The 26,456-nt window shown below is 70.7% G+C and carries 25 protein-coding genes; 12 read left to right on the top strand and 13 right to left on the bottom strand.

Going from position 1 to position 26,456, the window contains the following annotated elements; genetic code table 11:
* Nucleotides 1-6: 6 nt before the first annotated feature.
* On the top strand, nt 7-1,263 hold the full coding sequence (locus ACIBO2_RS45370; RefSeq protein WP_397304270.1) for a C39 family peptidase: 1,257 nt from the start codon (nt 7-9) through the stop codon (nt 1,261-1,263).
* A 3-nt stretch (nt 1,264-1,266) separates the two neighbouring features.
* Here ACIBO2_RS45370 and ACIBO2_RS45365 read toward each other — a convergent pair whose 3' ends face one another.
* On the bottom strand, nt 1,267-2,283 hold the full coding sequence (locus ACIBO2_RS45365) for an NAD(P)H-dependent flavin oxidoreductase (protein WP_397304269.1): 1,017 nt from the start codon (nt 2,281-2,283) through the stop codon (nt 1,267-1,269).
* 162 nt (nt 2,284-2,445) lie between these two features.
* Between ACIBO2_RS45365 and ACIBO2_RS45360 the strand changes: the two genes are divergently transcribed.
* Nucleotides 2,446-4,209 carry a CBM35 domain-containing protein gene (locus tag ACIBO2_RS45360; protein ID WP_397304268.1) on the top strand — a complete coding sequence of 588 codons (1,764 nt, stop codon included), beginning with the start codon at nt 2,446-2,448 and terminating at the stop codon, nt 4,207-4,209.
* 68 nt (nt 4,210-4,277) lie between these two features.
* On the opposite strand, the gene ACIBO2_RS45355 is transcribed toward ACIBO2_RS45360, so the two are convergent.
* The 6 genes from ACIBO2_RS45355 to ACIBO2_RS45330 form a co-directional block, all read right to left on the bottom strand.
* The gene (locus ACIBO2_RS45355; protein ID WP_397304267.1) at nt 4,278-5,072 is read right to left on the bottom strand and encodes a lytic polysaccharide monooxygenase; all 795 of its coding nucleotides are present in this window, start codon (nt 5,070-5,072) and stop codon (nt 4,278-4,280) included.
* Nucleotides 5,073-5,180: 108 nt separating this feature from the next.
* Nucleotides 5,181-5,567, bottom strand: coding sequence for a hypothetical protein (locus ACIBO2_RS45350; RefSeq protein WP_358532895.1), 387 nt, complete (start codon nt 5,565-5,567; stop codon nt 5,181-5,183).
* A 75-nt stretch (nt 5,568-5,642) separates the two neighbouring features.
* Nucleotides 5,643-8,009: a hypothetical protein gene (locus ACIBO2_RS45345; protein WP_358532892.1), complete on the bottom strand. Its 2,367-nt coding sequence runs from the start codon at nt 8,007-8,009 to the stop codon at nt 5,643-5,645.
* A 3-nt stretch (nt 8,010-8,012) separates the two neighbouring features.
* Entirely contained in the window at nt 8,013-8,315 is a 303-nt protein-coding gene (locus ACIBO2_RS45340) for a hypothetical protein (protein ID WP_397304266.1), read from the bottom strand.
* Nucleotides 8,312-8,698, bottom strand: a complete 387-nt coding sequence (locus tag ACIBO2_RS45335; RefSeq protein WP_397304265.1) for a YbaB/EbfC family nucleoid-associated protein — start codon at nt 8,696-8,698, stop codon at nt 8,312-8,314. The genes ACIBO2_RS45340 and ACIBO2_RS45335 overlap by 4 nt, the downstream gene beginning before the upstream one ends.
* Nucleotides 8,699-8,901: 203 nt before the next feature.
* Nucleotides 8,902-10,131 carry an RNA-guided endonuclease InsQ/TnpB family protein gene (locus tag ACIBO2_RS45330; protein WP_397304264.1) on the bottom strand — a complete coding sequence of 410 codons (1,230 nt, stop codon included), beginning with the start codon at nt 10,129-10,131 and terminating at the stop codon, nt 8,902-8,904.
* A gap of 137 nt (nt 10,132-10,268) precedes the next feature.
* Between ACIBO2_RS45330 and ACIBO2_RS45325 the strand changes: the two genes are divergently transcribed.
* From ACIBO2_RS45325 to dgoD, 4 genes are read left to right on the top strand one after another with little or no spacing between them, the layout of a single operon-like run.
* The gene (locus ACIBO2_RS45325; RefSeq protein WP_397304263.1) at nt 10,269-12,191 is read left to right on the top strand and encodes a beta-galactosidase; all 1,923 of its coding nucleotides are present in this window, start codon (nt 10,269-10,271) and stop codon (nt 12,189-12,191) included.
* Nucleotides 12,188-12,898 carry an SDR family NAD(P)-dependent oxidoreductase gene (locus ACIBO2_RS45320; RefSeq protein ID WP_397304262.1) on the top strand — a complete coding sequence of 237 codons (711 nt, stop codon included), beginning with the start codon at nt 12,188-12,190 and terminating at the stop codon, nt 12,896-12,898. Before ACIBO2_RS45325 ends, ACIBO2_RS45320 begins: the two co-directional genes overlap by 4 nt.
* Nucleotides 12,898-13,578, top strand: coding sequence for a FadR/GntR family transcriptional regulator (locus ACIBO2_RS45315; protein ID WP_397304261.1), 681 nt, complete (start codon nt 12,898-12,900; stop codon nt 13,576-13,578). Before ACIBO2_RS45320 ends, ACIBO2_RS45315 begins: the two co-directional genes overlap by 1 nt.
* Nucleotides 13,575-14,720 (top strand): galactonate dehydratase, encoded by a 1,146-nt coding sequence (gene dgoD / locus ACIBO2_RS45310; RefSeq protein WP_358532871.1) that lies wholly within the window; start codon nt 13,575-13,577, stop codon nt 14,718-14,720. Before ACIBO2_RS45315 ends, dgoD begins: the two co-directional genes overlap by 4 nt.
* Before the next feature lie 56 nt (nt 14,721-14,776).
* Here the strand turns inward: dgoD and ACIBO2_RS45305 are convergent, their stop codons facing one another.
* A complete protein-coding gene (locus tag ACIBO2_RS45305) occupies nt 14,777-16,825 on the bottom strand; it encodes a SufS family cysteine desulfurase (RefSeq protein WP_358532868.1) in 2,049 nt (682 codons plus the stop codon).
* A 196-nt stretch (nt 16,826-17,021) separates the two neighbouring features.
* Between ACIBO2_RS45305 and ACIBO2_RS45300 the strand changes: the two genes are divergently transcribed.
* Both ACIBO2_RS45300 and ACIBO2_RS45295 read left to right on the top strand, forming a co-directional pair.
* Nucleotides 17,022-18,155, top strand: a complete 1,134-nt coding sequence (locus tag ACIBO2_RS45300; RefSeq protein WP_358532865.1) for a helix-turn-helix domain-containing protein — start codon at nt 17,022-17,024, stop codon at nt 18,153-18,155.
* A gap of 105 nt (nt 18,156-18,260) precedes the next feature.
* Complete coding sequence (locus ACIBO2_RS45295; RefSeq protein WP_358532862.1) at nt 18,261-18,932, top strand: alpha/beta hydrolase; 672 nt, start codon at nt 18,261-18,263, stop codon at nt 18,930-18,932.
* Between the two features lie 20 nt (nt 18,933-18,952).
* On the opposite strand, the gene ACIBO2_RS45290 is transcribed toward ACIBO2_RS45295, so the two are convergent.
* Complete coding sequence (locus ACIBO2_RS45290; RefSeq protein WP_358532859.1) at nt 18,953-20,104, bottom strand: AI-2E family transporter; 1,152 nt, start codon at nt 20,102-20,104, stop codon at nt 18,953-18,955.
* 130 nt (nt 20,105-20,234) lie between these two features.
* Between ACIBO2_RS45290 and ACIBO2_RS45285 the strand changes: the two genes are divergently transcribed.
* Nucleotides 20,235-21,146 carry a YihY/virulence factor BrkB family protein gene (locus ACIBO2_RS45285; RefSeq protein ID WP_358532856.1) on the top strand — a complete coding sequence of 304 codons (912 nt, stop codon included), beginning with the start codon at nt 20,235-20,237 and terminating at the stop codon, nt 21,144-21,146.
* Between the two features lie 105 nt (nt 21,147-21,251).
* Entirely contained in the window at nt 21,252-21,428 is a 177-nt protein-coding gene (locus tag ACIBO2_RS45280) for a hypothetical protein (RefSeq protein ID WP_357652507.1), read from the top strand.
* Nucleotides 21,429-21,436: 8 nt separating this feature from the next.
* Here ACIBO2_RS45280 and ACIBO2_RS45275 read toward each other — a convergent pair whose 3' ends face one another.
* Together ACIBO2_RS45275 and ACIBO2_RS45270 are read right to left on the bottom strand one after the other, a co-directional pair.
* On the bottom strand, nt 21,437-22,096 hold the full coding sequence (locus tag ACIBO2_RS45275) for a response regulator transcription factor (protein ID WP_358532853.1): 660 nt from the start codon (nt 22,094-22,096) through the stop codon (nt 21,437-21,439).
* Nucleotides 22,084-23,358, bottom strand: coding sequence for a sensor histidine kinase (locus tag ACIBO2_RS45270; RefSeq protein ID WP_397304260.1), 1,275 nt, complete (start codon nt 23,356-23,358; stop codon nt 22,084-22,086). Before ACIBO2_RS45270 ends, ACIBO2_RS45275 begins: the two co-directional genes overlap by 13 nt.
* A 199-nt stretch (nt 23,359-23,557) precedes the next feature.
* Between ACIBO2_RS45270 and ACIBO2_RS45265 the strand changes: the two genes are divergently transcribed.
* On the top strand, nt 23,558-23,788 hold the full coding sequence (locus ACIBO2_RS45265; RefSeq protein ID WP_358532847.1) for a hypothetical protein: 231 nt from the start codon (nt 23,558-23,560) through the stop codon (nt 23,786-23,788).
* A 7-nt stretch (nt 23,789-23,795) separates the two neighbouring features.
* Here ACIBO2_RS45265 and ACIBO2_RS45260 read toward each other — a convergent pair whose 3' ends face one another.
* Complete coding sequence (locus ACIBO2_RS45260) at nt 23,796-24,839, bottom strand: sigma-70 family RNA polymerase sigma factor (RefSeq protein WP_358532844.1); 1,044 nt, start codon at nt 24,837-24,839, stop codon at nt 23,796-23,798.
* Nucleotides 24,840-24,912: 73 nt separating this feature from the next.
* On the opposite strand from ACIBO2_RS45260, the gene ACIBO2_RS45255 reads away from it, so the two are divergent.
* Nucleotides 24,913-25,719, top strand: a complete 807-nt coding sequence (locus ACIBO2_RS45255; protein WP_358532841.1) for an alpha/beta hydrolase — start codon at nt 24,913-24,915, stop codon at nt 25,717-25,719.
* A 10-nt stretch (nt 25,720-25,729) separates the two neighbouring features.
* Here the strand turns inward: ACIBO2_RS45255 and ACIBO2_RS45250 are convergent, their stop codons facing one another.
* The gene (locus tag ACIBO2_RS45250) at nt 25,730-26,350 is read right to left on the bottom strand and encodes a YoaK family protein (protein ID WP_358532838.1); all 621 of its coding nucleotides are present in this window, start codon (nt 26,348-26,350) and stop codon (nt 25,730-25,732) included.
* Nucleotides 26,351-26,456 lie beyond the last annotated feature (106 nt).

The following is a 26,456-nucleotide window of genomic DNA, read 5'->3' as shown; positions in this document are numbered from 1 at the left end:
AGGTTCATGCGCGCGCTGACCGTACTCCTCTCCACCGTCCTGGTTTCCGCGACCCTGGCGGCTCCCGCGACCGGTCTCGCCGCCACGAAACCCGCGGCGGCCACGACGGACGTCGTCTATCAACGGGCCGACTTCGCCTCCGGTACGCCCGAAGGGACGGCCATCGGCGAGGGCCTGTCGTTCGCCGCCGCGGTCGGCACCACCACCTACACCGACGCGCTCGGCACCAAGAGCTGGGAGTACGCCCGCTGGACCGGCCCGGAGCGGCCGATCGGCTTCGCCGCCACCGAGCTCATCGCCTCCTGGACCGCCGACCTCCCGGCGGGCAGCTGGCTGCAGGTCGAGGCGCGCACCCGGCACACGGCCGGGCTGAGCAAGTGGTACGTGCTCGGCCGCTGGGCGTACGGAGAGGGCGACATCCGCCGCACCTCGGTGCCCGGGCAGGCCGACGCCGACGGCACCGTCTCCGTGGATACGTTCGTCGCGGCGGCGGACAAGCAGATCAACGCCTACCAGCTGCGCCTCACCTTGTACCGGACGCCCGGCTCCGCCGTGACGCCGACCGTACGGACGCTGGGCGCGATGGCCTCGAACGTGCCCGAGCGCAAGACCGTGCCGGTCAGCCCCGGCGGCGGCGCGTGGGGCACCGAGCTGGCCGTCCCACGTCGTTCCCAGAACGTGCACGAGGGCCACTACCCGGAATGGGACGGCGGCGGTCAGGCCTGGTGCAGCCCGACCTCGACCACGATGGTCCTGGGCTACTGGGACAAGTGGCCGAGCGCGGAAGACACCTCCTGGGTGGATCCGTCCGATCCCGACCCTGAGGTCGACTACGCCGCCCGCTACGCCTACGACCACGCCTACCAGGGCGCGGGCAACTGGCCGTTCAACACCGCCTACGCCGGTCGCTACGGCATGGACGGGTTCGTCACCCGCCTGCGGACGCTGACCGAGCTGGAGAAGCTGATCAGCGCCGGAATCCCGGTCATCACCTCGCAGTCGTTCAAGAAGGGCGAGCTGCCGGGGGCAGGGTACGGCACCAACGGGCACATCATGGTGATCGTCGGCTTCACCGCCGAGGGTGACGTGATCGCCAACGACCCCGCATCCGCCGATGACGACGCCGTGCGGCACGTCTATCCGCGGGCCGCGTTCGAGAACGTCTGGCTGCGCAGCTCCAGCAGCGGCGGCATCGTGTACGTCATCCACCCGCCCGGCCGCGCCCTGCCCGCGACCACGCCGGGACTGCCCGCCAACTGGTGACGCTCAGGATGCTCCCCGGTAGCGGTCGAGGGCGGCGCGGGCCTGCGTGGTGATCGTGTCGATCACCACGCCCGCCGGCTCGATCGAGTCGACCAGGCCCACGCCCTCGCCCGCGAGCAGCGCCATCTCCTCCAGGTCGCCGGTCGTCAGGCCGCGCATCGGGACCAGGAAGGAGAACTTGTGCATCTCCACCGGCTCCCCGTTGACCACCGTGTGCCCGATGACCTCCAGCCCCGAGGTGTCGCGCGGCACCTCGTCCGCCCGGTCGTGCCACTCGCGGACGACCCGGTTACGTAGCACCCGCGTCGGATTGAACGCCGGATGCTCCGGGCCGAAAACCGGCGTGCGCGCGGTGTCGGTGCCTCTTGCCGTCACCAGCCGGCTCTTGTAGCCCTCGTGCGCCGCCGACTCGGTCGTGGCCACCAGCCGCGTACCGATCCAGGCGCCGTCGGCCCCGAGCATGAGCGCGGCGGCCAGCCCCCGGCCGTCCGCGATCCCGCCGGCCGCCAGGACCAGCGCCGGGGCGACCGCGTCGACCACCAGCGGGACCAGCGCGAACGTCGGCAGGGTCGCGTAATTGTGCCCGCCCGCCTCCAGCCCCTGCGCCACCACGACGTCCACCCCGTCGTCCACCGCCCGCTTGGCGTCGTCCACCGAGCCGACCTGCTCGAAGACGCGTACGCCCGCACCGTGCAACTGCCCGATCCAGCTCTTCGGCGGATGCCCCCAGTGGAACGACGCCACCGCGACGCCGGCCGCGCAGACGGCGTCGATCTGCTCGGGCTTGGCGAAGGGGGTGACGAAGTTGACGTTGAACGGCCCGGTCGTGCCGGCCCGTACCGCTTCGATGGTCTCGACCATGGCGGCGGTCGGCATCAGTCCCACCCCGAGCGACCCCAGCGCGCCGGCGTCGCTCACCGCGATGGCCAGCTCCGGCAGCATCCCGGCGAACGCCATGCCGGCCTGCGCGATCGGGGTGGTCAGACCGTACGCCTCGGTGAAGCGTGTCCGCAGTTCCATATGGGCGCCTTTCCCCTGTGTAGCTATATCTCCTGACAAAGGGGCGTTCCATGCCGTTCCAACTGAACACATCCGACCTATTGACTCGCCTGACCGTCGGTGGTCATATCGAGAAATATTAGGAAAGTTTGTTAACGAGCGCACGTCACAGGGAGCTGCGCCATGTCCAGAACGGTGCCTGTCTTAGCCGTACTCGTCCTCCTGGCGACGATATTGATCGGAGGTGTAGCGCAGGCAGCAACCAACCGGTACGAGGCGGAGGCCGCCACGATCTCCAAGGGCGTCCTGGAGACCACCCACACGGGTTTCTCCGGCACCGGCTACGTCAACGGCGACAACGTCTCGGGCAGTTACCTGGAGTTCGCCGTCACCGCCCCCTCGGACGGCAGCGCGACCCTCGACCTGCGCTACGCGAACGGCACCACCACCAACCGCCCCGCCACCATCGCGGTCAACGGCACGGCGATCGCCACCGGCCACGCGTTCACCAGCACGGGCACCTGGGACACCTGGACCACCGCAACGCTCACCGCGACGCTGCGCGCGGGCGCCAACACGGTCCGGGTCACCGCGACCACCGCCAACGGCAACCCCAACCTGGACTTCCTCGACGTCGCCCCCTCCAGCACCCAGGACATCGCCTACCAGGCGGAGAGCGCCGTACTCTCCCAGGCGGCGGTGGCCACCAACCACACCGGCTTCACCGGCACCGGCTTCGTCGACTACGTCAACACCACCGGCGGCTACGTCGAGTGGACCGTGAACGCCCCCGAGGCGGCCACCGCGACGCTGACCCTGCGCTACGCCAACGGCACGAAGGAGAACCGCCCACTGGACATCTCGGTCAACGGCACCGTGGTCGCGGCCGGCAAGGCGTTCAGCCCCACGGCGAACTGGGACACCTGGGTCGACCTCCCCATCACCGCCCAGCTCAACGCCGGGGCGAACACGGTCAGGGCGACCGCCACGGCCGCCACCGGCGGGCCCAACCTCGACAAGCTCACCGTCTCCGGGCCCATCGACTCCCACCCGCCCACGGCCCCCGGCCAGCCGAGCCAGACGGCCATCACCTCGTCGAGCGTCACGGTGACCTGGGCGGCCTCGGCCGATGACGTGGGCATCGCCTCCTACGACCTGTTCGGCGATGGGAGGCCATGCGGCACCGTCTCGGGACAGACCACCACGGGCACCTGTACGGGCCTGAGCGCCGACACCGACCACGCCATCCACGTCGTCGCGCGAGACGCGGCCGGCAACGCCTCCCCACCGAGCCCCGATCTCACCGTCCACACCCCTGTCGCGCAGAACCCGTACGGCGACCCGTACCTGGTCCCCATGTTCGACGGCACCACGCTGAACGGCTGGACCCCGCACGCCGCGGCCGGCTGGACCGTACGCGACAACGCCATCCACGGCACGGGTACGGCAGGCAGAGGCTGGATCTACTACAACAAGCAGCAGACCGGCACGTTCCGCTGGATCTTCAGCGTCCGGCAGGTGTCCGGCGACCACGCGCCGACCGTGCTGATCTGGGGGACTACCACGCCGATCAGGGACGCCCTCAGCGCCATCCAGTTCCAGCCGCCCAACGGCGGCCACTGGGACTACCGCCCCGGTCACAACAACGGCGGCGGCAGCCTGTTCACCCAGTTCCCGCACACCAAGTGGGACATCCACAACTGGAGCCAGTGCGAGCTCGTGGCCAACCAGAGCACCGGCGAGGCGAAGATGGCCTGCTGCCCGATCACGGCGGGCACGCCCACGTGTACGGCGGTCAAGGTGCTGGCCTTCAAGGACACCACCGCCGGGCAGACCGGCCCGCTGGCCATCCAGATCCACAACAGCGGCATCCAGGACGAATACCGTGACCTCTACCTGGAGTCCCCGGTGGTGGTGAACCCGGACGGCTTCATCACGACGGGCTGACCGAACGGGATCCCCGGCTTCCCGATGATCTCGGGAGGCCGGGGACCTGATCCCGAGCCCTGGGGCCCCTACCTCGGGCGGCGGCCCTTCGCTCGGGTCAGCACGATGATCGCCCCGGCCACGGCGGCGAGGAGCGCCACGCCGCCGACCGCCCACGGCAGGCCGCCGCTCCCGGAGTCCGTGGGTGCGGGTTCGGAGGGTGCGGCGGCGGCCTTGGCGGCGCGGAAGACCACGTCGGAGCAGGAGTAATAGGTGTCTGGCGTGTCGGAGTTCTGCCAGATCGTGTAGATCAGGTGACGGCCGCTCTTGCCTGCGGGCAGCCGCCCTTTCATGACATACGAGCCGTCCGCCAGTGCCGGATCGGTCACCTTGAGGAAGGGCTGCTTCTCCAGGTCGGACCACTTGAGGGCGCGAGACGGGTCGTAGCCGTCCGCCGTGACGTACAGCCGGAAGGTCCCCTGGTGCGGGATCGTGCCGCGATACCTGAAGGTGAACCCCGCTCCAGCCGTCAGCTTGGTGGCGGGCCAGTCGGCACGGGCGAGGTCGAGGCCGCCGAAGCCCTCGATGCCGCCGCTGCACAGCTTCCCGTCCGGGATCACCTCGCGGTCCCGGCCCGCGACGTCCGCCACCCTGAGGTTGTCCCACTCGTCGGGCAGTTCCGTACCGCTCACCGCCAGGGCGGCCGTACAGGCAGGGGACTTCTTCGTCAGCGGGCTGTCGGTGCCGCAAGCCGCCGCCCGGCTGAGCGGGTTCTCCAGCGCCCCATGGGCGCCGGCCGGTGCGGCGGGCAGCAGCGGGCCGCCGGCGAGCAGGCCGAGCGCGACGACGGCCACGCCCGCGATCCGGCGACGACGCACGCCCACGTGGCAGACCTCCTCGGCTCGCGACACCCGTCCTGCGTAGAGGTACGGACCTCCGGCCGCACAGGTTCACCCGAGCGGCTGCCCGTACCCGGAGAGAGCCGCGATCGGCTATCCGGACTCGGCGGAGAACCGGTAGAACTCCTGGAGGACCCGCGCGGCGGCGTCCTCGCCGACCTCGGGACACACGTACCCGCCGGCCGCGATGTGCGCGCACAGCTCCGGGTCCGGCCGCAGGTGGTGGGCGCGCAGGTAGTAGGTGACCGTGTCGGTCCAGACGTACGTCCCGTCGGTGCGGAAGCTCAGCGGCACCACCTCGCCGCGCGCCGGCTCGACCCGGTCCACGTCCAGTCCGGTGGTGCCCAGGATCGGCGTGCCCGCCTCCAGGTAGCCGGCCAGCCGTTCGCGCTCCTCCGGGCTGTCCACCAGCGGATGACCGGGCTCGAAGTACGGAACCCCGTCCAGGACGCCGTCGAACACCCGAGCGACCATGATCATGGCCTGTTCCCCTCCGGACGAATGGACGGCTGCCAGCCGATGATCGCATAGCGGCTGATGAGCTGCTCGGTCACCTCAGGAACCGCCGAAGTGGTGGACGGGCTCATGGGTCAACGGCACGTCACCGGTCGCGTGGTCGCCGATCTGGTACAGGCGGTCGAGCACCTCGTCGTGCCACGCCTGGCGACCCAGCCGCTCGAACTCCGGCCGCAGCGCCTGGATCCGCTCGGTGAACAGGTCGATGTCCTCGCGGGTGAGCTGGTTGTCGATCCACTCGCCGTCGTCGTCCATGTAGTGCCAGGCGAAGTCGTTCTGGGCGTACTCGATCTTGTCGAGGCCGAACGAGAAGGACCTGCTGAGGTCGATCCCGCCCACCCCGTCCCTCCCGTGCGCGAGCCAGTTGCCGCCCCTGCGGTCGGTGTTGCCGACCAGGGCGTCGAGCAGACCGAGCCGCCTTCCCCCCGTACTTTCGTAGAAGGGCAACATCTCGCCCCTGATCTCGGACCGGTCCACGCCGTCCATGAACTGCATGTAGACCGCGTCCCGGTTGAACGGATCCCTGATGACGTGCGGTACGGGGGCGCCGACCATCCGCCCGACGAGGGAGGCGAGCAGGTCTTTTTTCACCGTGACATGCCCATAGAGATGAAGTTTCCGGATCAGGACGGTGCCGTCGCGGAACCGGACCGTCTGCACCACTCCATGCTGGCCACCGGCCAGGAACTTGGGCTGCGGCTTCTCCTGCTCCAGCTTCGCCTTCAGCGTCTCCTCGTTGAGCGCCCCCGGCGGCAGCTCGGGGCTCGGCCGGGCCATGTCCGCCGGGACGGCCGGCTGCTGGTGCGGCTGCTCCGGCCGGGTGTGGTGCCACTGGCCGTCGTCGCGGAAGATCGGCCGGCCGTCGGGGCGGTACTGGGGGATGCTCCCGGTGTGCGCCTGCCGGTCGGCGCCGATGTAGACCAGCTTGTCGGCGGCGATGACCTCCCGGCCGGTGAGGTCGGCGAGTTGCCGCACCGCGACGCGATTCAGGTCGAGGTCGCAGCCCAGGAGGCGCAGCTTGGCGGTGGGGTCGGCCCGCACGGCCGGGTCGTGGGCGAGCATCGTGCCCACGTCGCGGCTCGACAGCCGCTCGTCACCGATGTAGAAACCGTGGCGGTCGGTGCGGATGCCCACGTCGATGACGCCGGGCGTCTGCCGCAGCAGTCGCATGTCCGCGCTGGGCATGACCGCCCGGCCCGGGTCCCGGTACCAGACGCCCGCGGCGACCTCGTGCCTGCTCTGCCGGATGATCTCCCGGTGCCTGGGCGTGAGCACCGGCACGGCCGTTCCGCCGCCGCCGGTTTCGGCCCGTCCGGTCCCCTCGGGCGGCGGCCGGCCCGGACCGTCGTGCGGGTCCTGGCCGAAGTGGTACGCGGGCGCCCGCTGATCAGCCGGACGCCCCGTGCCCTCCAGCCGGGCACCCTCCGCCCGCGTGCCCTCCAGCCGGGTGCCGTCCAGTCGCGGCGCCTCTCCCAGGCGCGGCATGCGCAGGCCGTCGGCGACGCGCGGGCCCGCGTAGCCCGCTCTGCCGTCGATGCCGCCCACGAAGCCCGCCACTGCCGCCTTGGCCAGCACCTCCGGAGTGAGCTGACCGCTCTCGTAGAGCATGGGGATCGAGCCGATCACCGAGGCCACGCTGCTCTGGGTCGCCACTCCGCCCACGGTCTGGGTCAGGAACGCGGCCACCCGCTCGCGCGCCGTCAGCTCCTCCTTCAGCACGACGCCGCCCAGCAGTCGCGGACCGCCGACCTTGGCGATGATCCCGCCCAGCCCGGCGAACGCCAGCCCGGTCAGCAGCCCGCCCTCCACCGCCGCGGCCGTCTTGCCGCCGTCCCATTCGTGCCGCTTCCCCTCGGCGAACTGCCAGAGCTGGGTGCCGCCGTCCAGTCCGACCATGAACGCGATGCTCAGCAGCAGCAGCTTGGCGATCGTCCGGACGTTCAGTCTGGCCATCGAGCAGGCGGGCCCGATGGACAGGAACGAGGCACCGCCCGTGGCGGGCCCGAACGCGTAGGACCGCAGCAGCAGGAAGGCCAGCAGGATCAGGCAGAGCGCGATGTACTTCTGCGTGTAGTCGGTGTCCAGGCCGTATGACTCAAGCTGTTTCGCCGCCGCCTCACAGGCCTTGGCCAGCTCCTCCACGTACGCGGGATCGTCGGTGGTGAACTTCTCCCAGTAGCCGCACAGCGCGGTGGCCGCCGGGCCGACGGCGTAGGCCAGCACGTGGTTGAGCGCTTCGTCCCCCTGGCCGCCCGCTGTGCGGCACATCCCGGCCGCACCGCGCAGGTCGGCGGCTCGCGCCAGGCTCTCCTCGCCGTCGCCCTGCGGGTAGTCCATGCCGACGACCCAGCCGAGTACCGGTTCCACGTACGGGAACGCGGGGCCGAGCAGGGTCTTCAGATCCACGCCTCAGACCTGCGGATACAGGTGATTGGCCCGCTCGTAGTTGCGGGCCGCCGTGTCGACCTGCTCCGTCAGGTCGTCGACGCTCTTCGCGCCCTGGTGGAAGTCCTCAAGGAGGTCTTCGAGGGTGCCGGTGAACCGGGCGGCGAACTGCCGGCCGTACTGGTCCTGTCCCCACGGGGCGCTGTCGAGCACGGACCGCACGAGCCCCCTCGCCTCACGCAGGGTGGCGGCGGGAGCGCACCAGTCCGTGCCCGCCCGGCGCATCTGGCCCCAGGCGACGTCGAACCCCTGCGCCCACTCGCTCATCGACTCTCCCCGCGCTGGAGTGGCGTGTCCGGCAGCAGCCGGTCAAGGTCGAACTCGCCGCCGAACAGCTGCTCGGCCGACATCCCCTCGGGAACGAGCGGCGCCATCAGCTTCCGCGACTGCTCGGCGACCCGCGCGTTGGCCTCGGTGATCTGGTCGAGGACCGCCTGGGCCAGCTCCGACGGGGAGAACCGGGTGTAGACGCGGGGATGGAAGACGACCTCGTCGATCCGGCCCTGCGGACCCGCCGTCACGGTCACGTTGCCGTCGGAGACCGTGGCCGTGACCTCCCGGAGCTGGGCGTGTGTCTCCCGGACCTGGCTGACTTGCCTGCCGAACTCCGCCACCAGACCCTCGATGGCCGCCTGCAAGTCATCGTGCATTCAGCATCCCTTCACTACCGAGACCCCCATAGTCCCATATGTCACACGAAATCGCAGGAAACCGCCCAGCAACACTCTTGTATTATTAATAAAATACGAATAATGTCTCCCCTCAACCGGAACCCGCAGGTCAGGCGTTCCGTTCGAAGGGAGTCAGCATGGGATCGAAGATTCCCAGGGGCCCGGCTGGGAGTGCCAAGGGATCAACTACCACTGGTTGAATCTAGTGGTTTGCTCTCGCGGTCCCGTCTGGGTGAGGGGAGGCCGGTAGCGTGTGGCTGGTTGATGGCAGCCCAGCCCGCTATGCCGCGTGTGGCGATGTTGCGGGCTGCGATGTGGTCGGCGTGCCCAGCGAGGCCACACCTGGTGCAGACGAACCGTCCCCGCGCGGGTCGATTCGCCCGGCTGATGTACCCGCAGTCCGGGCAGGTCTGGGAGGTGTAGGCGGGGTCGACCAGGATGAAGGCGATCCCGGCGCGGGCGGCCTTGTAGCGGGTGAAGGTGATCTGCTGGGCGAAGGCCCAGGTGTGCAGGGTGCGCCGCTGGAGCCGGTGAGCCCTTACCCGGCTGCGGATGCCCTGAAGGTCCTCCAGGGCGATGCCGCGGCCGGTGCGTTCGGCTTCGCGCACCACATATTTGCTGATTTGGTGGTTGAGGTCGGTCATCATCCGGTGTTCACGCCCGGACAGGCGGCGCAGCACCCGCCGCGCCGCCGACGTGCCCTTCTTCTGCAACCGGCGGCGTTGCCGGTGCCGCCGCTCCCGCAGGGTGCGGACGTGGCCATTACCGCCGATCGGGCCGGGCAGCTCGGTGCCGGGCAGCGCCACACCGTCGGAGGTGACCGCCAGGTTCGCCACCCCTTGATCCACCCCCACGAAGCCGCCGACCGGCTCACGCACCACCGGTCGGGGCAGGGTGAGGGCGACCTGCAGCAGCCACACCCCGCGCCGGCAGATCAGGTCGGCCTCACCCACCGGCAGCGCATCCACGGCTTTGAGGTCATCTGGCCGACCGGTGTAGGACACGGCGACGCGGCCGGTGGGCGTCCACAACGACACGGTACGGGCATCACGATTCCAGCTCATCAACCGGGCGTCGTAAGGGACAGCGCCGTGCGGGGGGAAGATGTGAGCCCGTTTCTTGGAAGCGCGCCGGTTGGCATAGGCGCCGGCGACCCGGGCGATCGCCCGCACGGCCGCTTGCGCGCCCAGCCCGGCCACCTGCGCGCGCACCTCGTAGTAGGCCAGCCGGTGCAGCTCCACTACCGCGAACGTGCGGTGCTGCCAGGCCAGGCGGGAGACGAGGGTGGCCGCCTGATTGCACAACAGCACCGCCGCCGCCAGCGCCCCAGCCTGGGCCGGCGCGGGTGTGAGCCGCAGTTGCACGATCGAGGGCAGGCCGTGGCGTTTGGTGGCGGAGCGGCGGATCGCCATCGCGCACCTCCTGTCACAACGTCCTCACCCACCGCTCACATTACCGAACGTGACCGATAGTTTCCATACTGTTTTCGAAAGGAGGGGTGGCGCTTCCTCCCGGCCCTGAAGGACCGGGTCTCCGCGCCACCATTCAGATGAAGCACGACCGAGTACATTTCGGCGCCGACTACAACCCCGAGCAGTGGTCGCCGGAGGTCTGGCGCGAGGACATCCGCCTCATGCGCGAGGCGGGCGTCACCATCGTCACGCTCGGCGTCTTCTCCTGGGGCCTCGTCGAGCCCGAGCCGGGGGTCTACGACTTCGGCTGGCTGGACGAGGTCATGGACCTGCTCGGCGACGCGGGCATCGAGGTCAGCCTGGCCACGGGCACCGCGTCGCCGCCTGCCTGGCTGTCGCGCCTGCATCCCGAGACGTTGCCGGTCACCCGCGACGGCGTGCGCCTGTCGCCGGGCTCGCGCCAGCACTACTGCCCCAGCTCCCCCGTCTACCGCGAGGCGGCCGTGAATCTGGCCGTCCAGCTGGCCAAGAGGTACGGCGGGCATCCCGCGCTGGCCATCTGGCACGTCGGCAACGAGTACGGCTGCCACATCCAGGAGTGCTACTGCGAGGTCTCCGCAGCGGACTTCCGTACCTGGCTGCGCGAGCGCTACGGCGACCTCGACGCGCTCAACGCCGCCTGGTCCACCACGTTCTGGAGCCAGCGGGTCGCCGACTGGGCCGACGTGCTGCCGCCCCGCGCGACCTCGACCCTGCGCAATCCCGCGCAGGATCTCGACTACCGCCGCTTCAGCTCCGACGCGCTGCTGGCCTGCTACCGGGCCGAGCGGGAGGTGCTCCAGCAGCTGACCCCCGACGTGCCGATCACCACGAACATCATGGGCATGTGGGAGCCGGTCGCCGACTACGCCTCCTGGGCGGCCGACTTCGACGTGGTGGCGCTCGACATCTACCCCGAGCCGAAGGACCCCGGCGCGCACATCGACGCGGCCTTCTTCCACGACCAGATGCGCTCCCTGGGCGGCGGCCGGCCCTACCTGATGATGGAGACCGCGACCAGCGCGATCAGCTACCGCCCGCCGAACCGGCCGAAGCGGGACGGACTGAACCGGCTGTGGAGCCACCAGGCGGTGGCGCGCGGCGCCGACGCGGTCATGTACTTCCAGTGGCGGGCCTCGGCGGGCGGCGCGGAGAAGTTCCACTCCGCGATCGTCTCCCACGGCGGCGCGGACAACCGGATCTTCCGCGAGGTGGCCGGGCTAGGCGCCGAGCTGGCGGCGCTGTCCGGCATCGCGGGCTCGCGGGTGCGCGCCGACGTGGCGATCGTGCACGACTACGCCAACTGGTGGGCGCTGGAGCTGGACGCCCGGCCGGGCGAGCTGAAGGTACCCGAGCGGGTACGCGCCCACTACGCGCCGCTCTGGCGGGAGAACGTCACGGTCGACGTGGTGACCCCCGAGGCGGACCTGTCGGCGTACAAGCTGGTCGTGGTGCCGAACCTCTACCTGTGCACCGACGCGGCGGCCGACAACCTGCGCGGCTATGTCGAGGGCGGCGGGCACCTGCTGATGTCGTTCTTCAGCGGGATCGTCGACGAGTGCGACCGTATCCGGTTGGGCGGCTACCCCGGTGCCTTCCGGGAGCTGCTCGGGCTGCAGGTGGAGGAGTTCTGGCCGCTGAGTGAGGGCGAGAGTGTGGGCCTGACCTCGGGCGGGAGCGCGGACCTGTGGGCCGACCACGTCGTGCCGGAAGGTGCCGAGGTCCTGGCCGCCTACACCGGCGGCCCGCTGGCCGGGTCGCCGGCGATCACCCGGCACGCCTTCGGCCTGGGCACCGCCACCTACCTCGGCACGCGCCCCGACGAGACGGCCATGCGTGAGCTCGTCCGCGACGCACTGCGGCTGGCGGAGGTCGAGCCCGTCCTCCAGGGGGTGCCCGACGGGGTGGAGGCCGTACGGCGTGGGACGCACCTGTTCCTGCTCAACCACGGTGACCGGCCTGTGAGCGTGGCCGGGGTGGAGCTGGCTCCCCATGATGTCGTCGTACTGGCAGGGTCATGAGCGGGCGTTTCGCGGGCAGGACGGCCGTCGTGACCGGTGGCGCGTCGGGGATCGGCGCTGCGACGGCCGCGCGGCTGACCGCTGAGGGCGCGTCCGTCCTGGTCGTCGACGTCGTCGCGGAACGGCCGCCGACGGGCGCCGGATATCTGCGCGGCGACGTGGCCGAGGAGGAGACCTGGGACCGGGTCGCCGAGTGGGGGCCGATCGACGTGATCGTCAGCAACGCGGCCGCCGCCGAGGTGGCGCCCGCCCACCAGACCACGCTGGAGTCGTGGAACCGGCAGCTCGGCGTCAACCTGACCGGCACCTTCCTGGCCGCCCGCAGGCTGCTGCCCGGCCTGGCCACCAGGGGTGGCGCCATGGTGGTCACCTCCTCCGTGCACGCGCTCGTCGGCCTGCCAGGACACCCCGCCTACGCCGCCGCCAAGGGCGGACTGACCGCGCTCACCCGGCAGCTGGCGGTCGAGTACGGCCCCGCCGTCCGCGTCAACTGCGTCCTGCCCGGGCCGATCATGACGCCCGCCTGGGACCGGGTGGACGAGGCGGGCCGGGCGGACAGTGTCAAGGCCACCGTGCTCGACCGGTTCGGCACGCCCGAGGAGGTGGCCGCGGTGATCGCCTTCCTGGCCTCGCCGGAAGCCTCGTTCGTCACGGGAGCCTGCGTGGTCGTGGACGGCGGCTGGAGCATCGTGAAGGACTCGGCGTGATGGCCGCCTACAGCGGGCGCGGGCTCCACGGGCAGACGGTCGAGGCCATCGCCTCGATGATCTTCGGCGGGGAGTTCAAGGCGGGCGACAGTCTCGACGTCAACGCCCTGCAGGAACGGCTCGGCGTCAGCTCGACGGCGCTGCGCGAGGCGATGAAGGTCCTCACCGCCAAGGGACTCATCGCGGCCAAACCCAAGCTCGGCACCTATGTACGCCCGCGCGCCGACTGGAACCTCCTCGACGGCGACGTGATCCGATGGAAGTTCGCCGGGCGCCCCGACCCGGGCTTCCTGCGCGACCTGCACGAGCTGCGCTCGATCGTCGAGCCCCAGGTCGCCCGGCTGGCCGCGCTGCGCCGCACCCCCGAACAGCTCGACGCGCTGCGGAAGGCGCTGGACGCGATGGCCTCCGCCGCCGACCCCGTCGCGGCCGACCTGGACTTCCACCGGGCGCTGCTCGCGGCGGGCGACAACGAACTGCTCATCCGCATGGAGGTCGTCATGGGCGCGGGCCTGGCCGGGCGCGACCGGCTCGTCCACGGCTCCAGCGGCAGCGACGACCCCGTACCCAGTCATTTGGCGGTGCTGACGGCCATCGAGAGACAGGACGGCGAGGCCGCGGCGGCGGCGATGCGGGACCTGCTCGACAAGGCGTGGCGCGACCTGGAGGAACTGCTGTGAAGATCACCAGGATCGAGACGTTCCCGGTGCCGCCGCGATGGCTGTTCTGCCGAGTGGAGACCGACGAGGGCATCGTCGGCTGGGGCGAACCCGTCGTCGAGGGACGGGCCGAGGTCGTGCGGGCCGCGGTGGACGTACTCAGTGAATATCTCCTCGGTCAGGACCCGCTGCGGATCGAGGACCACTGGCAGGTGCTCACCAAGGGCGGCTTCTACCGGGGCGGCCCCGTGCTGTCCAGCGCCGTCGCGGGGCTCGACCAGGCGCTGTGGGACATCGCCGGCCAGCACTACGGCGCGCCCGTGCACGCCCTGCTCGGCGGGCCGGTCCGCGACAAGGTCAGGGTCTACGCCTGGGTCGGCGGCGACGACCCCGGCGAGCTGCGGGAGGAGATCGACAAGCAGGTCGAGGCCGGGTTCACCGCGGTCAAGATGAACGGCTCGGGCCTGATGCCGCGCTCGCTCACCGTCACCGACCTCGCGTCCGTGGTGGGCCGGGCGGAGGTCGCCAGGTCGGCCCTCGGCCCCGGCCGCGACTTCGCGATCGACCTGCACGGCCGCGCCACGACCGCCAACGCCAGACGTATCCTCGCCGCCGTCGCCGACCTGCAACCGCTGTTCGTGGAGGAGCCACTGGCCCCCGACCACCTGCACCGGCTCCGCGACCTGACCGCCGCGACGGACGTGCCGATCGCGCTCGGCGAGCGCCTCTACTCCCGCACCGACTTCCTGCCGCCGCTGACCTCCGGCCTGGCCGTGGCCCAGCCCGACCTGTCCCACGCGGGCGGCATCTCGGAGGTCAGGCGGATCGCCGCCCTCGCCGAGACGTTCGACGTGCAACTCGCCCCGCACTGCCCGCTCGGCCCGATCGCGCTGGCCGCCAGCCTGCAGATCGGCTTCGCCACGCCCAACTTCCTCATCCAGGAGCAGAGCGTGGGCATCTACCACAACAGCGGCGCCGAACTCCTCGACTACGTCCTCGACCCCGCCCCGTTCACCTTCACCGACGGCCACGCCCACCGCACCACGCTGCCCGGCCTGGGGGTGACCATCGACGAGCAGGCGGTACGGCAGGCCGCCCGCCACCCGCACGCCTGGCGCAACCCGGTCTGGCGGCACGACGACGGCTCGATGGCGGAATGGTGAGGCTGCTTACTCCGCCATCGGCTGTCGCTTTCTCGGCCATCGGCTGTCTCTGACGATCAGGCTCGGGCGGTCACCACGCTCGCCGAGGTCTCCGCGTGGACGCCGTGCCCGTCCGTACAGTGGGCCAGGTTCGCGCGGACGGCCGCGTACAGGGATTGGCGATGGACGGAGATGTGCGGGCCGACCGCCGAGAAGTCGAAGAGGCAGCACAAGGCGTCCGGTCCGCCGGGAATGGTGACCGGCACCGTCCACTCGCGCAGCTCGACCCGGCCGAAGCCCGCCTCCTCCACCAGGGCGGCGACCTCCTCCCCGCTCAGCGACCACGGCTCCTCGAACAACGCGGCCGGTCCGGGACCGAGCACGGCGCCGACCGCGTCGTGCAGGGCGCGGAAGAGCGGATTGCGGCGGAGCGGTGACCAGGTGGCGATGGCGATCCGCGCGCCGGGACGGGCGGCCCGGCGCATCTCGGCCACCGCGGCCCGCCGGTCCGGGACGAATTGGAGCGCCTGCTGCATGGTGATCAGGTCGAACGCCTCGTCGGACACATGCAGGGGGGCCGCGCCGCACTCGACGTACTGGATCGGGGCCCCGCTGACGGGCGGCTCCTCCCGCGCGAGCGCGAGCATGGCCGGGCTCGGGTCGGTGCCGACCACGGCCCCGCCGTCGCCCACGGCCGCCGCCATGACGCGGGCCACCGTGCCCGGCCCGGTGCCGATGTCGAGCGCCCTGGCTCCCTGGGCGGGAGCCAGCTCCTCGACCAGCCGGTACGCCCAGGGCCGGAAGATCCCCGGCACCAGGACCTCCTGGTACGGGCGGACCTGGCGGGTGTCGGCGGCCTCGTACACCGTGCCCGGGGTCTGCTTGCCCGGCCGGGAGCCGCGCGCCTGTTCCAGAGTCGTGGCCAGGACCTCGACCTCGTCGGCCGAGTTGTACAGGTAGAAGGAGGCACGGATGGCCGCCGGGATGCCGAAGCGGCTGCACGCGAGCTGGGCGCAGTGATGGCCCGAACGTACCGCGATCCCCGCCTCGTCCAAGGCCGTGCGCACCTGCTGGAGCGGCATGCCGTCCACGACGAAGGAGAGCAGCGGCAGTCTGTCGCTGGTGTCCGCCGGCCCGATGAACCGGATGCCGGGCACCTCGCCGAGCCGGTCCAGCGCGTACTCGATCAGTGCCTGGTCGTGGGCGGCGACCGCGTCCATCCCGATCTCCGAGAGGAAGTCGCAGGCGGCCCCCAGACCGACCGCCTGCGCCACCGGCGGCGTCCCGGCCTCGAACTTGAGCGGCGGCGCGGCGTAATGCATGGCGTCCACGCTGACCGTCTCGATCATCTCGCCGCCGCCGAGGAAGGGCGGCAGCGCCGCCAGCAGCTCGTGCCGGCCCCACAGCACGCCGATCCCGGTGGGCCCGCACATCTTGTGCCCGGAGAACGTCACGAAGTCGGCCCCGAGCGCGGCGACGTCCACCCCGAGATGCGGAACCGACTGCGCCGCGTCGACGACCAGCAGGGCGCCGACCTCGGCCGCGCGGGCCGCGATCGGCGCGATGGGGTTCACGGTGCCCAGGATGTTCGAGGCGTGCACGACGGCCACGACCTTGGTCCGCTCCGTGACCAGCTCGGCCAGGCGGGACAGGTCCAGCCGGCCGTCGTCGGTGATGCCCAGATAACTGACCTTCGCTCCCACGCGTTCGGCGAGCAGCCGCCAGGGGATGAGGTTGGAGTGGTGCTCCATCTCGGTCAGGACGATCTCATCGCCGGGACCGACCCGGAGCCGCCCGTCGCCCCACATCAGCGTGTTGGCCAGGAGATTGGTGGCCTCGGTGGCGTTCTTGGTGAAGACGATCTCCTCGGCGCGGGGCGCGTTGACGAAGGCCGCGACCTTGCGCCGGGCCCCTTCGTACAGCTCGGTCGCTTCCACGGCCAGGCGGTAGACGCCACGGTGCACGTTGGCGTTGGCGCGCGTGTAGTAGTGGCTGAGGGCGTCGAGCACCACGGCCGGCTTCTGCGTGGTGGCGGCACTGTCGAGGTAGACGGGTGGACGGGATCCGTCAGCGGCTGTCTCGAAGAACGGGAATGCCTTCCGCGTCGACTCGACGTCGATCGTCATCGTGGTCTCCTCCTGCCGAACGGTGTCGCGGCAGTCTCACCCCGGCCGGGCCGCCCGGATCCAACTGGAGTTGCGCGACGGCATCCCACGATTCTCCGAATGACGATAGCGGCTTTTTCTTCGGCGCCCGATGGCAGAAAGCGGCGGTCATTTATGGCCGTCGATGGCCGTCGAATTCATCGCCTAATCTGACGGCATGGCCAGCGATTTCTTGGTCGACGGCGGCCGGATCATGGCCATGCGCCGCGCACGCGGCCTGTCCCGGCGCATTCTGGCGAATCTCGTGGGCTGCAGCGAGGAATGGCTCCGGCTGGTCGAAAAAGGCGCCAGGCCGCTGGACCGATTATCCACCATCATGCGAATCGCCGACGTACTCCGCGTCAACGACCTTTCCGAACTCATCGGCGGCCACATAACATTGCCGGCCACCGGCGACCACGGCGAATGCGATGACGTCGGCCGGGCGCTGCTGTTCCCCCGGCTGTGCGCCGACGGGGTGACCGAGAGCGTGCACCGCGTCCACCGCCACGTGTCGTCGGCGTGGGAGATCTGGCGGCGCTCGCCCAGGCGCTACACCGAGCTACGCCGTCGCCTGCCCGCCCTCCTCCTGATGGCCGACACGTCGGCGGAGCACGCGAAGGCCGAGGACCGGCAGGCCGCCGCCGCCGACCTCACCGACGTCTACCGGCTGTTCGCGACGCTGCTGCGCGGCTGCGGCCACCACCCGCTCGCCCTGCTGGCCGCCGACCGCGCCGTGGCCGCCGCCCCCGCCGCCCTGCGGGCGCTCACCCGGGCCGAACTGGCCGAAGTCCTCATCCACCTGGGCCGGTACGCCGACGCCCGCCGCTTGTGCCTGGCCGCGACCGAGCTCACGGACGACCCGTCGACCATCGGCACCTGCTACCTGACGGCGGCGCTGGCCACCGCCGAGGAGAACGACCTCCTCCGGACCGAGGAACTCCTGAACCGCGCCCGCAAGCTCGGCGGGCAGCTCGATGTGGATTTCATGACCGAGGTGGACCTGCACGCGGTGGTGGTGGCGGCACGCATGGGACGCTACCGGCAGGCCATCCGGCTGGCGGCGGACGTCGACGCCGACCGCTTGTACGCGAAGGACCGGCAGGCCCGCTATTTCCTGTCCCTGGCCACGGCCCACGCCATGGACCGCAACCCGGAAGCCGCCACCGCCATGCTCAGGAAGGTGGCGGAGAACTGCCCCGAGGAGCTCAAGTACAGCCCTCAGGCCGGCCGGGTGGTGGACCAACTCCGGCGGCTGGACTGCGAGACGACCCGCGGCGAGCTACGGCAGATCGCCCGGCTCACCGCATGATCCTCCATAACCGTTCCTTCTCATAAGGAGACGTACTATCTCTTGGACTTCTGATTCCTTCTGTCGGAGGCTGGAGACATAAGCCACCTACCTGAGGAATCCCAGATGACGACCTTCGTACTTGTCCCCGGCGCCTGCCACGGCGCGTGGTGTTTCGAACCGCTGGCGCGCCGGCTCCGGCAGCACGGCCACGAGGCGTACCCGATCACGCTGACCGGGCTGGGGGCCAGGAAGCACCTGCTCAACGCCTCGGTCAACCTCGACACGCACGTCGCGGACGTGGTGAATCTCCTGGCGGACGAGCAGATCACCGACGTCGTGCTGGTGGGGCACAGCTATGGCGGAATGGTGATCACCGGTGCCGCCGACCGTGTCCCCGAGCGGGTCGACGGTCTGGTCTATGTCGACGCCTTCGTACCCGAGGACGGGGACTCCTGCTGGACCTTGGCCACGGACGACCAGCGACACTGGTACATCGGCGACGCCCACGCGAACGGCTACGCGACCGCGCCGCTGCCCTTCTTCGATCCGCGGGCCACGCCGCACCCGCTGGCCTCCCTCATCCAGTCGATCCGTCTGCGCGGCGGGCTCGACCGGTTCCGGAGCAAGGACTATGTGTACGCGGCCGAGGGCGAGGGGGAGTCGGCCTTCAAGCCGGCCTACGAGCGGGCGCTGGCCGATCCGTCGTGGCGCGCGCATGCCCTCGCGTCCAGGCACAACGTGATGCGGGACGCGCCCGACGAGCTGCTGAAGATCCTCCTGGCCACGAGCGCCTAGTCCCGCCGCGCATCATCGCGTCACCCGGTAGGCAGCGTTGGTCCACCGCCGGTCTGGGCGGGTTTGCCGTGGTGCGGTGGTGGTTCCGGCTCCGGCGCAGGTGGGAGCGGGAGCGGTTCGTCCCGGAAGAGTTCGGGCACCGATCGGTACAGGATCGCCGCGATCGGCACGGCCACGATCGCGCCCGCGATCCCCGCCAGGATGCCGCCGACGGAGAGCACGATGATGATCGCCAGCGGGTGGAAATGGAGCGCCCGGCCGACGATCAGCGGCTGCAGGACGTGGTTCTCCAACTGCTGCTCGACGACCAGGATGCCGACGAAGATGAGCGCGTAGATCGGACCCTTCGCACCGAGCGTGACCAGCGTCGCGACGGCTCCGGCGAAGAAGATGCCGACGATCGGGATGAAACTGGCCAGGAAGATCAGTACGGCCAGCGCCGCCCAGAGCGGGACGCCCATGATCGCGAGCACGATGCCCATGAGGATGCCGTGCACCGCCGCCACGGCCACGGTGCCCTGTACGTAGTGCGAGAGCGTGACCCAGGCCGTGCGCCCGGCGCGATCGACCCGTGGCGCGACCGTACCGAACCCCTTGAGGAACCACGCCCAGATCCGGTCCCCGTCCTTGAGCAGGAAGAACGTCACGAAGAGCAGCAGGACGGTCGCGGCCAGCGCTTCGAGCAGCACGACGGTGCCCGCGAGCACGGTCGAGGTGATCTGCCGCTGCTGTTCGGTGACCAGGTTGGCGATGTCGTCGACCCAGTTGCTGAGCTGGTTCGGCTTCACGTGCAGCGGGCCCGTGTAGAGCCAGCCCTCCATCGTCTTGGCGGTCTGCTGCACCTGTTTCACCAGGCCGGGAAACTCCTCGTTGGCCCGTACGCCGATGACCCAGCCCGTCCCGGCCACCACGGCGAACGCGACGAGCATGGTGATCCACGTGGCGTAGATCGGCCGCAGCCCCATCGCGCGCAGCCGCCTGGTGAGGGGGAACAGCAACGCGGTCAGCAGCAGCGCGACCGCGACCGGCAGGGCGATGAGGTGCATCAGCACCACGATGTTGACTATGTAGTTGGCCACGAAGCCGATGAGGATCAAGCAGGCGCTCCAGGCGGCCAGCTTGGCCAACGTGGGTGGCACCAGCCCCCAGAGGGGTCCCCGATCCGGCTTCACGTCTTCCAGACTCTCACCTCCGCTCCTGATAGGCACGGATCCCGGCCGCCCAGTAAGGTGCGGCCAGGATGATTCGACGCACGCCCGGGTAGAGGCTCAGCTTGAAGATCGAGCGGTTTTGGACGGTACGGTGAGCAAGCTCGGACGGTTGCCGGCGGCTTGGGCTCGGGCGCGAAGTCGTCATGGCTGGCTGGATCATCTGGTCCGGGCCCTGATCCGCTATGACAAGGTGGACGGCGGCCGGCTGTCGGCCGCGCTCACGTACTACTCCTTCTTCGCCACCTTCGCGCTCGCGCTGCTGGGGTTCGCCATTCTCGGCCGGTACCTGGACTATCCGCCGGTGCTGATCGCGGTGCAGCACTATCTGAGCGAGAACTTCCCGCGGCTGAACGTGCAGGCGCTGATCGACGCGCGGGCGACGGCGGGAGCGGTGGCCTTCGTCGCGCTGCCGTTGACGGGCCTGTTCTGGATGGACGCCCTGCGCTCGGCCAGCAGGGCGATCTGGCGCATCGAGGAGTATCCGGGGAGGTTCATCCTGCGCCAGCTCATCGACCTGTGCGTGGTGGCCGGGCTCGGTGTGCTGCTCTTCCTGTCGATCGCCCTCGCCTTCGCCGCCGAATGGCTGCTGAGCTGGCTGGCCGTCCACACGGTGGGGACGGACGCCGACTGGGCCCAGTGGGCGCTGTCGGCGGCCGCGTTCGTCATCGGTCTCGGCATCAACACCCTGCTGGCCATGGCGTTGCTGACCGCCCCGCCCCGGCTGCACCTGCCGCTGCGCAGGGTGATCGGCCCGGCGCTCGTCATCATGATCGGCCTGGAGATCCTCAAGACCCTCGGGCAGGTCTACCTCAACCTCACCGCGGCCAACCCCGCCTATCAGGTGGTCGCCGGAGCAGTGGGGATGCTGGTGTTTCTCAAGTTGCTCAATCAGCTCATCCTGTTCGCCGTCGCTCTGGCGGCCACCAGCACCACCGGCCAGGTCAAGGACCTGACCACCGGCGCTCCTCCGCTCAGAAAGTCGCCGAAGGTCCCTCTTCAGTGACGGACGGTGGGAAAACTGTCCGTTTCCTCGGCCTCGCCAGGGGGAGAGACTGGTGACCAAGGCGGAATGACGGAGGTAGAACCGATGCGCTTAGCGTCTGTAGTGGTGATCCTTTGGCTGATCGTCGGTGCCTTCGCGGCGGGCCAGCGCGACTACTACTCGGGACCGGTCGACAACTGCAACAAGCTGGCCACCATCGCCGTGACGATCGTGGCCGGTCCGCTGAACTATCTCGGCATGAACCCGAAGATCGCCTGCCAGACACCCCAGCCCAGCAAGTGACACCCGGGTCAGACTCGGCGGTTGGCGTCCTCCAGGTAGTGCAGGACGGCGGTGACGCGCCGGTCCGCCCGGTCGGTGGGCGCCAGGTCGAGCTTGGCGAAGATGCTGCGGATGTGCTTGTGCACGGCGCCGTCGGTGACGAAGAGCCGCTCGGCGATGGCGGCGTTGCCCAGACCTTCGGCCATCAGGGCCAGCACGTCGCGTTCGCGCGGGCTGAGGCGCTCCAGCCGGGTGTCGGGCCGGGTGCGTACGAGCAGCTGCGCGACGACATCCGGATCGATGGCCGTGCCCCCGTCCGCCACCCGATGCAGCGCGGTCAGGAACTCGTCCACCCGCCCGACCCGCTCCTTCAGCAGGTACCCGAGGCGGGAGCTGCCATGGGAGAGCAGCTCGGTGGCGAACGCCTGCTCGACATAGGCGGACAGCACGAGCACGGCCAGGTCCGGCTGGCGGCGCCGGGCCTCGACGGCCGCGACGATCCCCTCGTCGGTGTGGGTCGGCGGCATCCGTACGTCGACGATCGCCACGTCCGGCTTGTGGGCCCCGACGGCGTCCAGGAAGCCGCTGGGGTCGCCGGCGGTGGCCACGACGTCGATGCCCTCGGCGCGGAGCAGCAGCGCGAGCCCTTCGCGCAGGAGCGGATCGTCCTCGGCGATCACGATCCGCATGGCAGGCTCACGGTCACGGTGGTGGGCCCACCGGGCGGGCTGGTCAGCATGAATGTCCCATCGTGTGCTTCGGTACGGCGGCGGATGCCGACGAACCCGGACCCGTCGCGTTCGTCCGCCCCGCCCTGGCCGTCGTCGGTGATCCGCAGGTGGAGCCGGTCGTCCCGGAGACGGGCCAGGACGTCGGCGCGACTGGCACGGCTGTGCTTGGCGATGTTCGTGAGCGTCTCGGCCACCACGAAGTAGGCCGTCGCCTCGACCGAGGAGGCGCACCGGACGGGCAGGTCGGCGTCGATCCGGCAGGGCACCGGGCAGGCCGTGGCCAGACCGGTGAGCGCGTCCGAGAGGCTCCGGTCGGTCAGCACCGGCGGCAGGATACTGCGGACGACCCCGCGGAGCTCGGCGAGTGCCTGCTCGGCGGCGTCCTGCGCGCGTTCGAGAATGGCCTCGGCGCTGGCCGGGTCGCGCGTCAGAGCCCGGCGGGCCGCGCCGAGCAGGACGTTGACGGCGACGATCCGGTTCTGCGTCCCGTCGTGCAGCGACCGCTCGATGCGCCGCAGCTCGGCGGAGTGCGCGTCGAGCGCGGCGGCGCGGGTCGCGGTGAGTTGTACGACGCGCAGTGCGAGGTCGGTGCCGGAGACGGGCGCCAGGAGCCGTCGGCCGGGCCAGGCCTGCAGCCGCGCCATTCCCGGGATGATCGTGGCGGTGATGATGATCCAGCCGATGCCCAGCAAGGAGACGGCGAGGGCGCTGGGCCAGCCCTGCACGGTCCAGAGCCCGCTGGCCGACGTGGCCGCCACGTCCGGTGGCAGCAGCCGCCAGTACAACGGGAAGGGGATGTCACGCACCGCGTAGAGGGGCAGCGAGAGACCGATCGCACCGACAAACAGCCCGAAGACGGCATGCGTCGCCACCCAGCCCACTTCCCCGCGTACGGCCGAGTCCGCGAGGGCGGCGCGCAGCCCGTGCGGTATCGGCTCCGGGCCGACGACCTCCGGACCCCAGCGGGAGAGCCGCCCGCGTTCCCGATCGGCGACGACACGCACCACGCGCAGCGTGACGGGCGCCAGCAGCAGGCCCACGCCGACGAGGCTGGTGATCGCGGTGGCGATCACCAGCGCGAAGGCGATCAGCGCCAGGAACGAGGTGCCGAACCCGCCGACGAGGTGTTCGAGCGCGTCCAGGACGACTCGGGCACGGGCGAGGGCGAGGGCGTCCCAGCGGGCCGCCCGCCGGCCGGTCGTGGGGTCGTCGGTCGGCATGCGGCACCTCCTTGGCCCGGGAGATCGCCCGGCGGCGCCTCCTCAGCCCAGGACAATAGGGCATCACTTGGGCGGTCGGCAGATCATCGGCCGAGGAGTACAGCCTGCTGTACCCGGCTTGTCCCGTTGATGGGATCGTCGTCAGTGGTGATCGTCCGTAGCTTCGATGGGTGACAGCCCATCGAGTGAGGAGCACCTCATGTCCGACATCCTGAACGTCTCCGAGGCAGCCCGTCCGGCACAGTCCGCCGACGCTCGGCGCGGGATGTTCCGTCCCGTGCTGTGGCTCCTGCTCGCGATCAGTGCCGTCCTCAACATAGTGACCTCGAACATCGGCTCCAACATCTTCGTCGGCATCGGATTCGGGCTCGTCACCATCGCGTGCGCCGTCGCCCTGGCCGTCCACCACTACCGCCATCGGCGCCCCTGAGCCCATCTCAGGGCAGTGAGGCGGGCAGCCCGAAGGGCGTGAAGTGCTCGGCGCCGATGAACGAGGTGACCTCGCGGATGCGCTCGCCGCGCAGGGTCAGCACGTTGATCGACCAGGCGAGGTGCGCGCCGGCGCCCTGGCTCCGGAGGTAGCAGGCCACGGCGGGCTGGCCGTTCGCGGTGACCGGCAGGTGCCGCCAGCTGCCGCAGGCGGTCAGCGGGACCCGCCTGGCGAAGTCGGCGACGGCCGCCAGGCCGTGATACCAGTGCGGCAGCGGCGGCATCGACCAGGTGACGTCCTCGGTCAGGAGCGCGACCAGGGCGTTGGCGTCGCCGCGTTCGAGCGCGGTGGAGTAACCGGCGACGATCTCCCGCACCCTGGCGTCGTCGATCTGGCGCAACGTCCGCTGCTGGGTGGGAGCGGGCACCTTCTCCGCGACGATCTTGCGGGCTCGGGCCAGGGCGGAGTTCACCGACGTGGTGGAGGTGTTCATCGTGGTGGCGATCTCGGCGGCGGAGAACCCGAGGACCTCGAAGAGCAGCAGCGCCGCGCGCTGGTTGCCCGGCAGGTGCTGCATGGCGGCGACGAAGGCGAGTTCGACGGCCTCGCGCTGCTCGTAGCGCGCGGCCGGTCCGCCCGCGCCGAGAGCCGCGTCGGGATAGGGGCCCAGCCAGGCGACGTCGGCCAGCGGGGCGTCGCCGAGCACGGCGCGATCACTGGACGGGCCGAGATCCATCGGCAGGGCTCGCCTACCCCTGGATTCGATGCTATCCAGGCAGGTGTGGGTGGCCACGGTGTACAGCCACGAGCGCAGCGAGCTGCGGCCCTCGAAACGCGCGAGCCCCCGCCACGCCCGCAGCAGGGCGTCCTGGAGGGCGTCGTCGGCGTCGTGGGTGGAGCCGAGCATGCGGTAGCAGTGGGCGTGCAGCTCCCGGCGCAACGGCTCCACGAGCCGGTTGAACGCGGCATCGTCCCCGGCCCGCGCCCGGACCAGGTCTTCGGCACCCTCCGCCGACGTGTCCGCTGTTGTGGCGGAAAAGACTTCGCTCACAAGCGACGATTCTGCCCCATCACCGGAGTCACCTCTTGGACCGACCACCAACCTCCAGACCAGGAGAACTCCGATGCACAACACCCTTGAGGTCCCTGACGCCCGCCTGTACTACGAGGTACGGGGCGAGGGCCCCCTGGTGGTGCTCGTCGGTGCCCCGATGAACGCCGACTCCTTCGCCCCGGTGGCCGAGCTGCTGGCCACCGACCACACCGTGCTCACCACCGACCCGCGCGGCATCAACCGCAGCCCCCTCCACGACCCCGAACAGGACTCGACCCCGCAGCTGCGCGCCGACGACCTGTCCCGGCTCCTGACCCACCTCGACGCCGGCCCGGCCGCGATCTTCGGCTCCAGCGGCGGCGCCGTCACCGCGCTGGCGTTCGCCGAGGCCCACCCTGAGCAGGCCCACACCGTCATCGCCCACGAAGCCCCGGTGGTCGACCCGCTGGAGGACCGCGAGCAGCTCTACGCCGGGACCGACGACCAGATCGCCACCTACCTCGCGGGCGATGTCACAGGGGCCTGGCGGAAGTTCATGGCTCAGGCCGACATCGTCATGCCGGACGGCGCGATCGAGATGATGTTCGGCGGGGAACGCGACCCGCGCCAGGTCGCGGACGAACGCCGCTGGTTCGCCCACGAGATGCGCGACACCGTCCGCTGGCGGCCCGATTTCGCCGCTCTGCGCGCGGCGAGTACCCGCGTCGTGATCGGCATCGGCGAGGACTCGGCCGGCCAGCTCTGCGACCGCACGTCGATCGCGCTCGCCGCGGCACTCGGCATCGAGCCGACGATGTTCCCCGGCGGTCACATCGGCTTCGTCGACGACCCGAAGTCCTTCGTCGCCCGGCTGCACGCGGTCCTGTACGAGAGCTGATCGGGCGGCGTCAGCGCGTACCGGTGATCAGAGCGAGGGCCACGGCCAGCAGCGCGATCACCGGAGCCGCCGCGGGGAGCAGGTGCAGGCTCACCGTGGCGGCGGCCGCGCCGAGCGCCAGGGCGAAGAGCACGGCCACCAGCTCGGGAATGTGCGGCTGCCCGTCCTCGGGAGTGAGGAGGCGGGAGAACGAGCTGGTCAGCGCGCCGGTGATGAACGTCGTCGAGCCGATGAAGGTCCGCAGACGATGGGTCACCGCGCTCTGGACGCCCATGGCGAGGGCGGCGGTCGCGATCAGCGGGAGGCGCGGGCCGGACAGGGCCCAGGCGATGGCCAGCGCGATCAGCAGGCCCAGCTCGGCGGCCAAGGCCAGCCTGATCCGGGCGGCCCAGCCGGTGGCCTCCCCGGTGAACCGGAACGCGGCGACCAGGCCACAGGTGAAGGCGATCAGCGCCACCAGCGAGCCCAGGGCCTCGGAGAGGCGGCCACGGCCGGCTGACACGCCGAGCAGGACCAGGTTGCCGGTCATGTTCGAGGTGAAGACCTGGCCCAGGGCGAGGAAGGTGAAGGCGTCCATGGAGCCCGAGGCCAGCGCCAGGCTCAGGATGGGCAGGCGGTTGGTGGCCGACATCCCCTCATGGTCGGCCGCCCGTGCGGCCTGCGGGGGGAGGCGCGCTGCGCACGGCTACAGGACGACGTGGTGGGCGGGTGCAGCCCGGCGGGGTGGGCAGGCGCGT

Source organism: Nonomuraea sp. NPDC050022 (genome assembly GCF_044460705.1).
Classification (GTDB): Bacteria; Actinomycetota; Actinomycetes; order Streptosporangiales; family Streptosporangiaceae; genus Nonomuraea.
The sequence above is the reverse complement of the archived record's forward strand: the minus strand, read 5'-3'. Positions and strand labels throughout refer to the sequence as shown.

What these genes read in the sequence shown, in the direction of transcription:
- ACIBO2_RS45370 (WP_397304270.1), top strand. Translation starts at nt 7, where the DNA reads ATGCGCGCGCTGACCGTACTCCTCTCCACCGTCCTGGTTTCCGCGACC.
- ACIBO2_RS45365 (WP_397304269.1), bottom strand. Translation starts at nt 2,283, where the DNA reads ATGGAACTGCGGACACGCTTCACCGAGGCGTACGGTCTGACCACCCCG.
- ACIBO2_RS45360 (WP_397304268.1), top strand. Translation starts at nt 2,446, where the DNA reads ATGTCCAGAACGGTGCCTGTCTTAGCCGTACTCGTCCTCCTGGCGACG.
- ACIBO2_RS45350 (WP_358532895.1), bottom strand. Translation starts at nt 5,567, where the DNA reads ATGATCATGGTCGCTCGGGTGTTCGACGGCGTCCTGGACGGGGTTCCG.
- ACIBO2_RS45340 (WP_397304266.1), bottom strand. Translation starts at nt 8,315, where the DNA reads ATGAGCGAGTGGGCGCAGGGGTTCGACGTCGCCTGGGGCCAGATGCGC.
- ACIBO2_RS45335 (WP_397304265.1), bottom strand. Translation starts at nt 8,698, where the DNA reads ATGCACGATGACTTGCAGGCGGCCATCGAGGGTCTGGTGGCGGAGTTC.
- ACIBO2_RS45330 (WP_397304264.1), bottom strand. Translation starts at nt 10,131, where the DNA reads ATGGCGATCCGCCGCTCCGCCACCAAACGCCACGGCCTGCCCTCGATC.
- ACIBO2_RS45325 (WP_397304263.1), top strand. Translation starts at nt 10,269, where the DNA reads ATGAAGCACGACCGAGTACATTTCGGCGCCGACTACAACCCCGAGCAG.
- ACIBO2_RS45320 (WP_397304262.1), top strand. Translation starts at nt 12,188, where the DNA reads ATGAGCGGGCGTTTCGCGGGCAGGACGGCCGTCGTGACCGGTGGCGCG.
- ACIBO2_RS45315 (WP_397304261.1), top strand. Translation starts at nt 12,898, where the DNA reads ATGGCCGCCTACAGCGGGCGCGGGCTCCACGGGCAGACGGTCGAGGCC.
- ACIBO2_RS45305 (WP_358532868.1), bottom strand. Translation starts at nt 16,825, where the DNA reads ATGACGATCGACGTCGAGTCGACGCGGAAGGCATTCCCGTTCTTCGAG.
- ACIBO2_RS45300 (WP_358532865.1), top strand. Translation starts at nt 17,022, where the DNA reads ATGGCCAGCGATTTCTTGGTCGACGGCGGCCGGATCATGGCCATGCGC.
- ACIBO2_RS45295 (WP_358532862.1), top strand. Translation starts at nt 18,261, where the DNA reads ATGACGACCTTCGTACTTGTCCCCGGCGCCTGCCACGGCGCGTGGTGT.
- ACIBO2_RS45275 (WP_358532853.1), bottom strand. Translation starts at nt 22,096, where the DNA reads ATGCGGATCGTGATCGCCGAGGACGATCCGCTCCTGCGCGAAGGGCTC.
- ACIBO2_RS45270 (WP_397304260.1), bottom strand. Translation starts at nt 23,358, where the DNA reads ATGCCGACCGACGACCCCACGACCGGCCGGCGGGCGGCCCGCTGGGAC.
- ACIBO2_RS45265 (WP_358532847.1), top strand. Translation starts at nt 23,558, where the DNA reads ATGTCCGACATCCTGAACGTCTCCGAGGCAGCCCGTCCGGCACAGTCC.
- ACIBO2_RS45255 (WP_358532841.1), top strand. Translation starts at nt 24,913, where the DNA reads ATGCACAACACCCTTGAGGTCCCTGACGCCCGCCTGTACTACGAGGTA.
- ACIBO2_RS45250 (WP_358532838.1), bottom strand. Translation starts at nt 26,350, where the DNA reads ATGTCGGCCACCAACCGCCTGCCCATCCTGAGCCTGGCGCTGGCCTCG.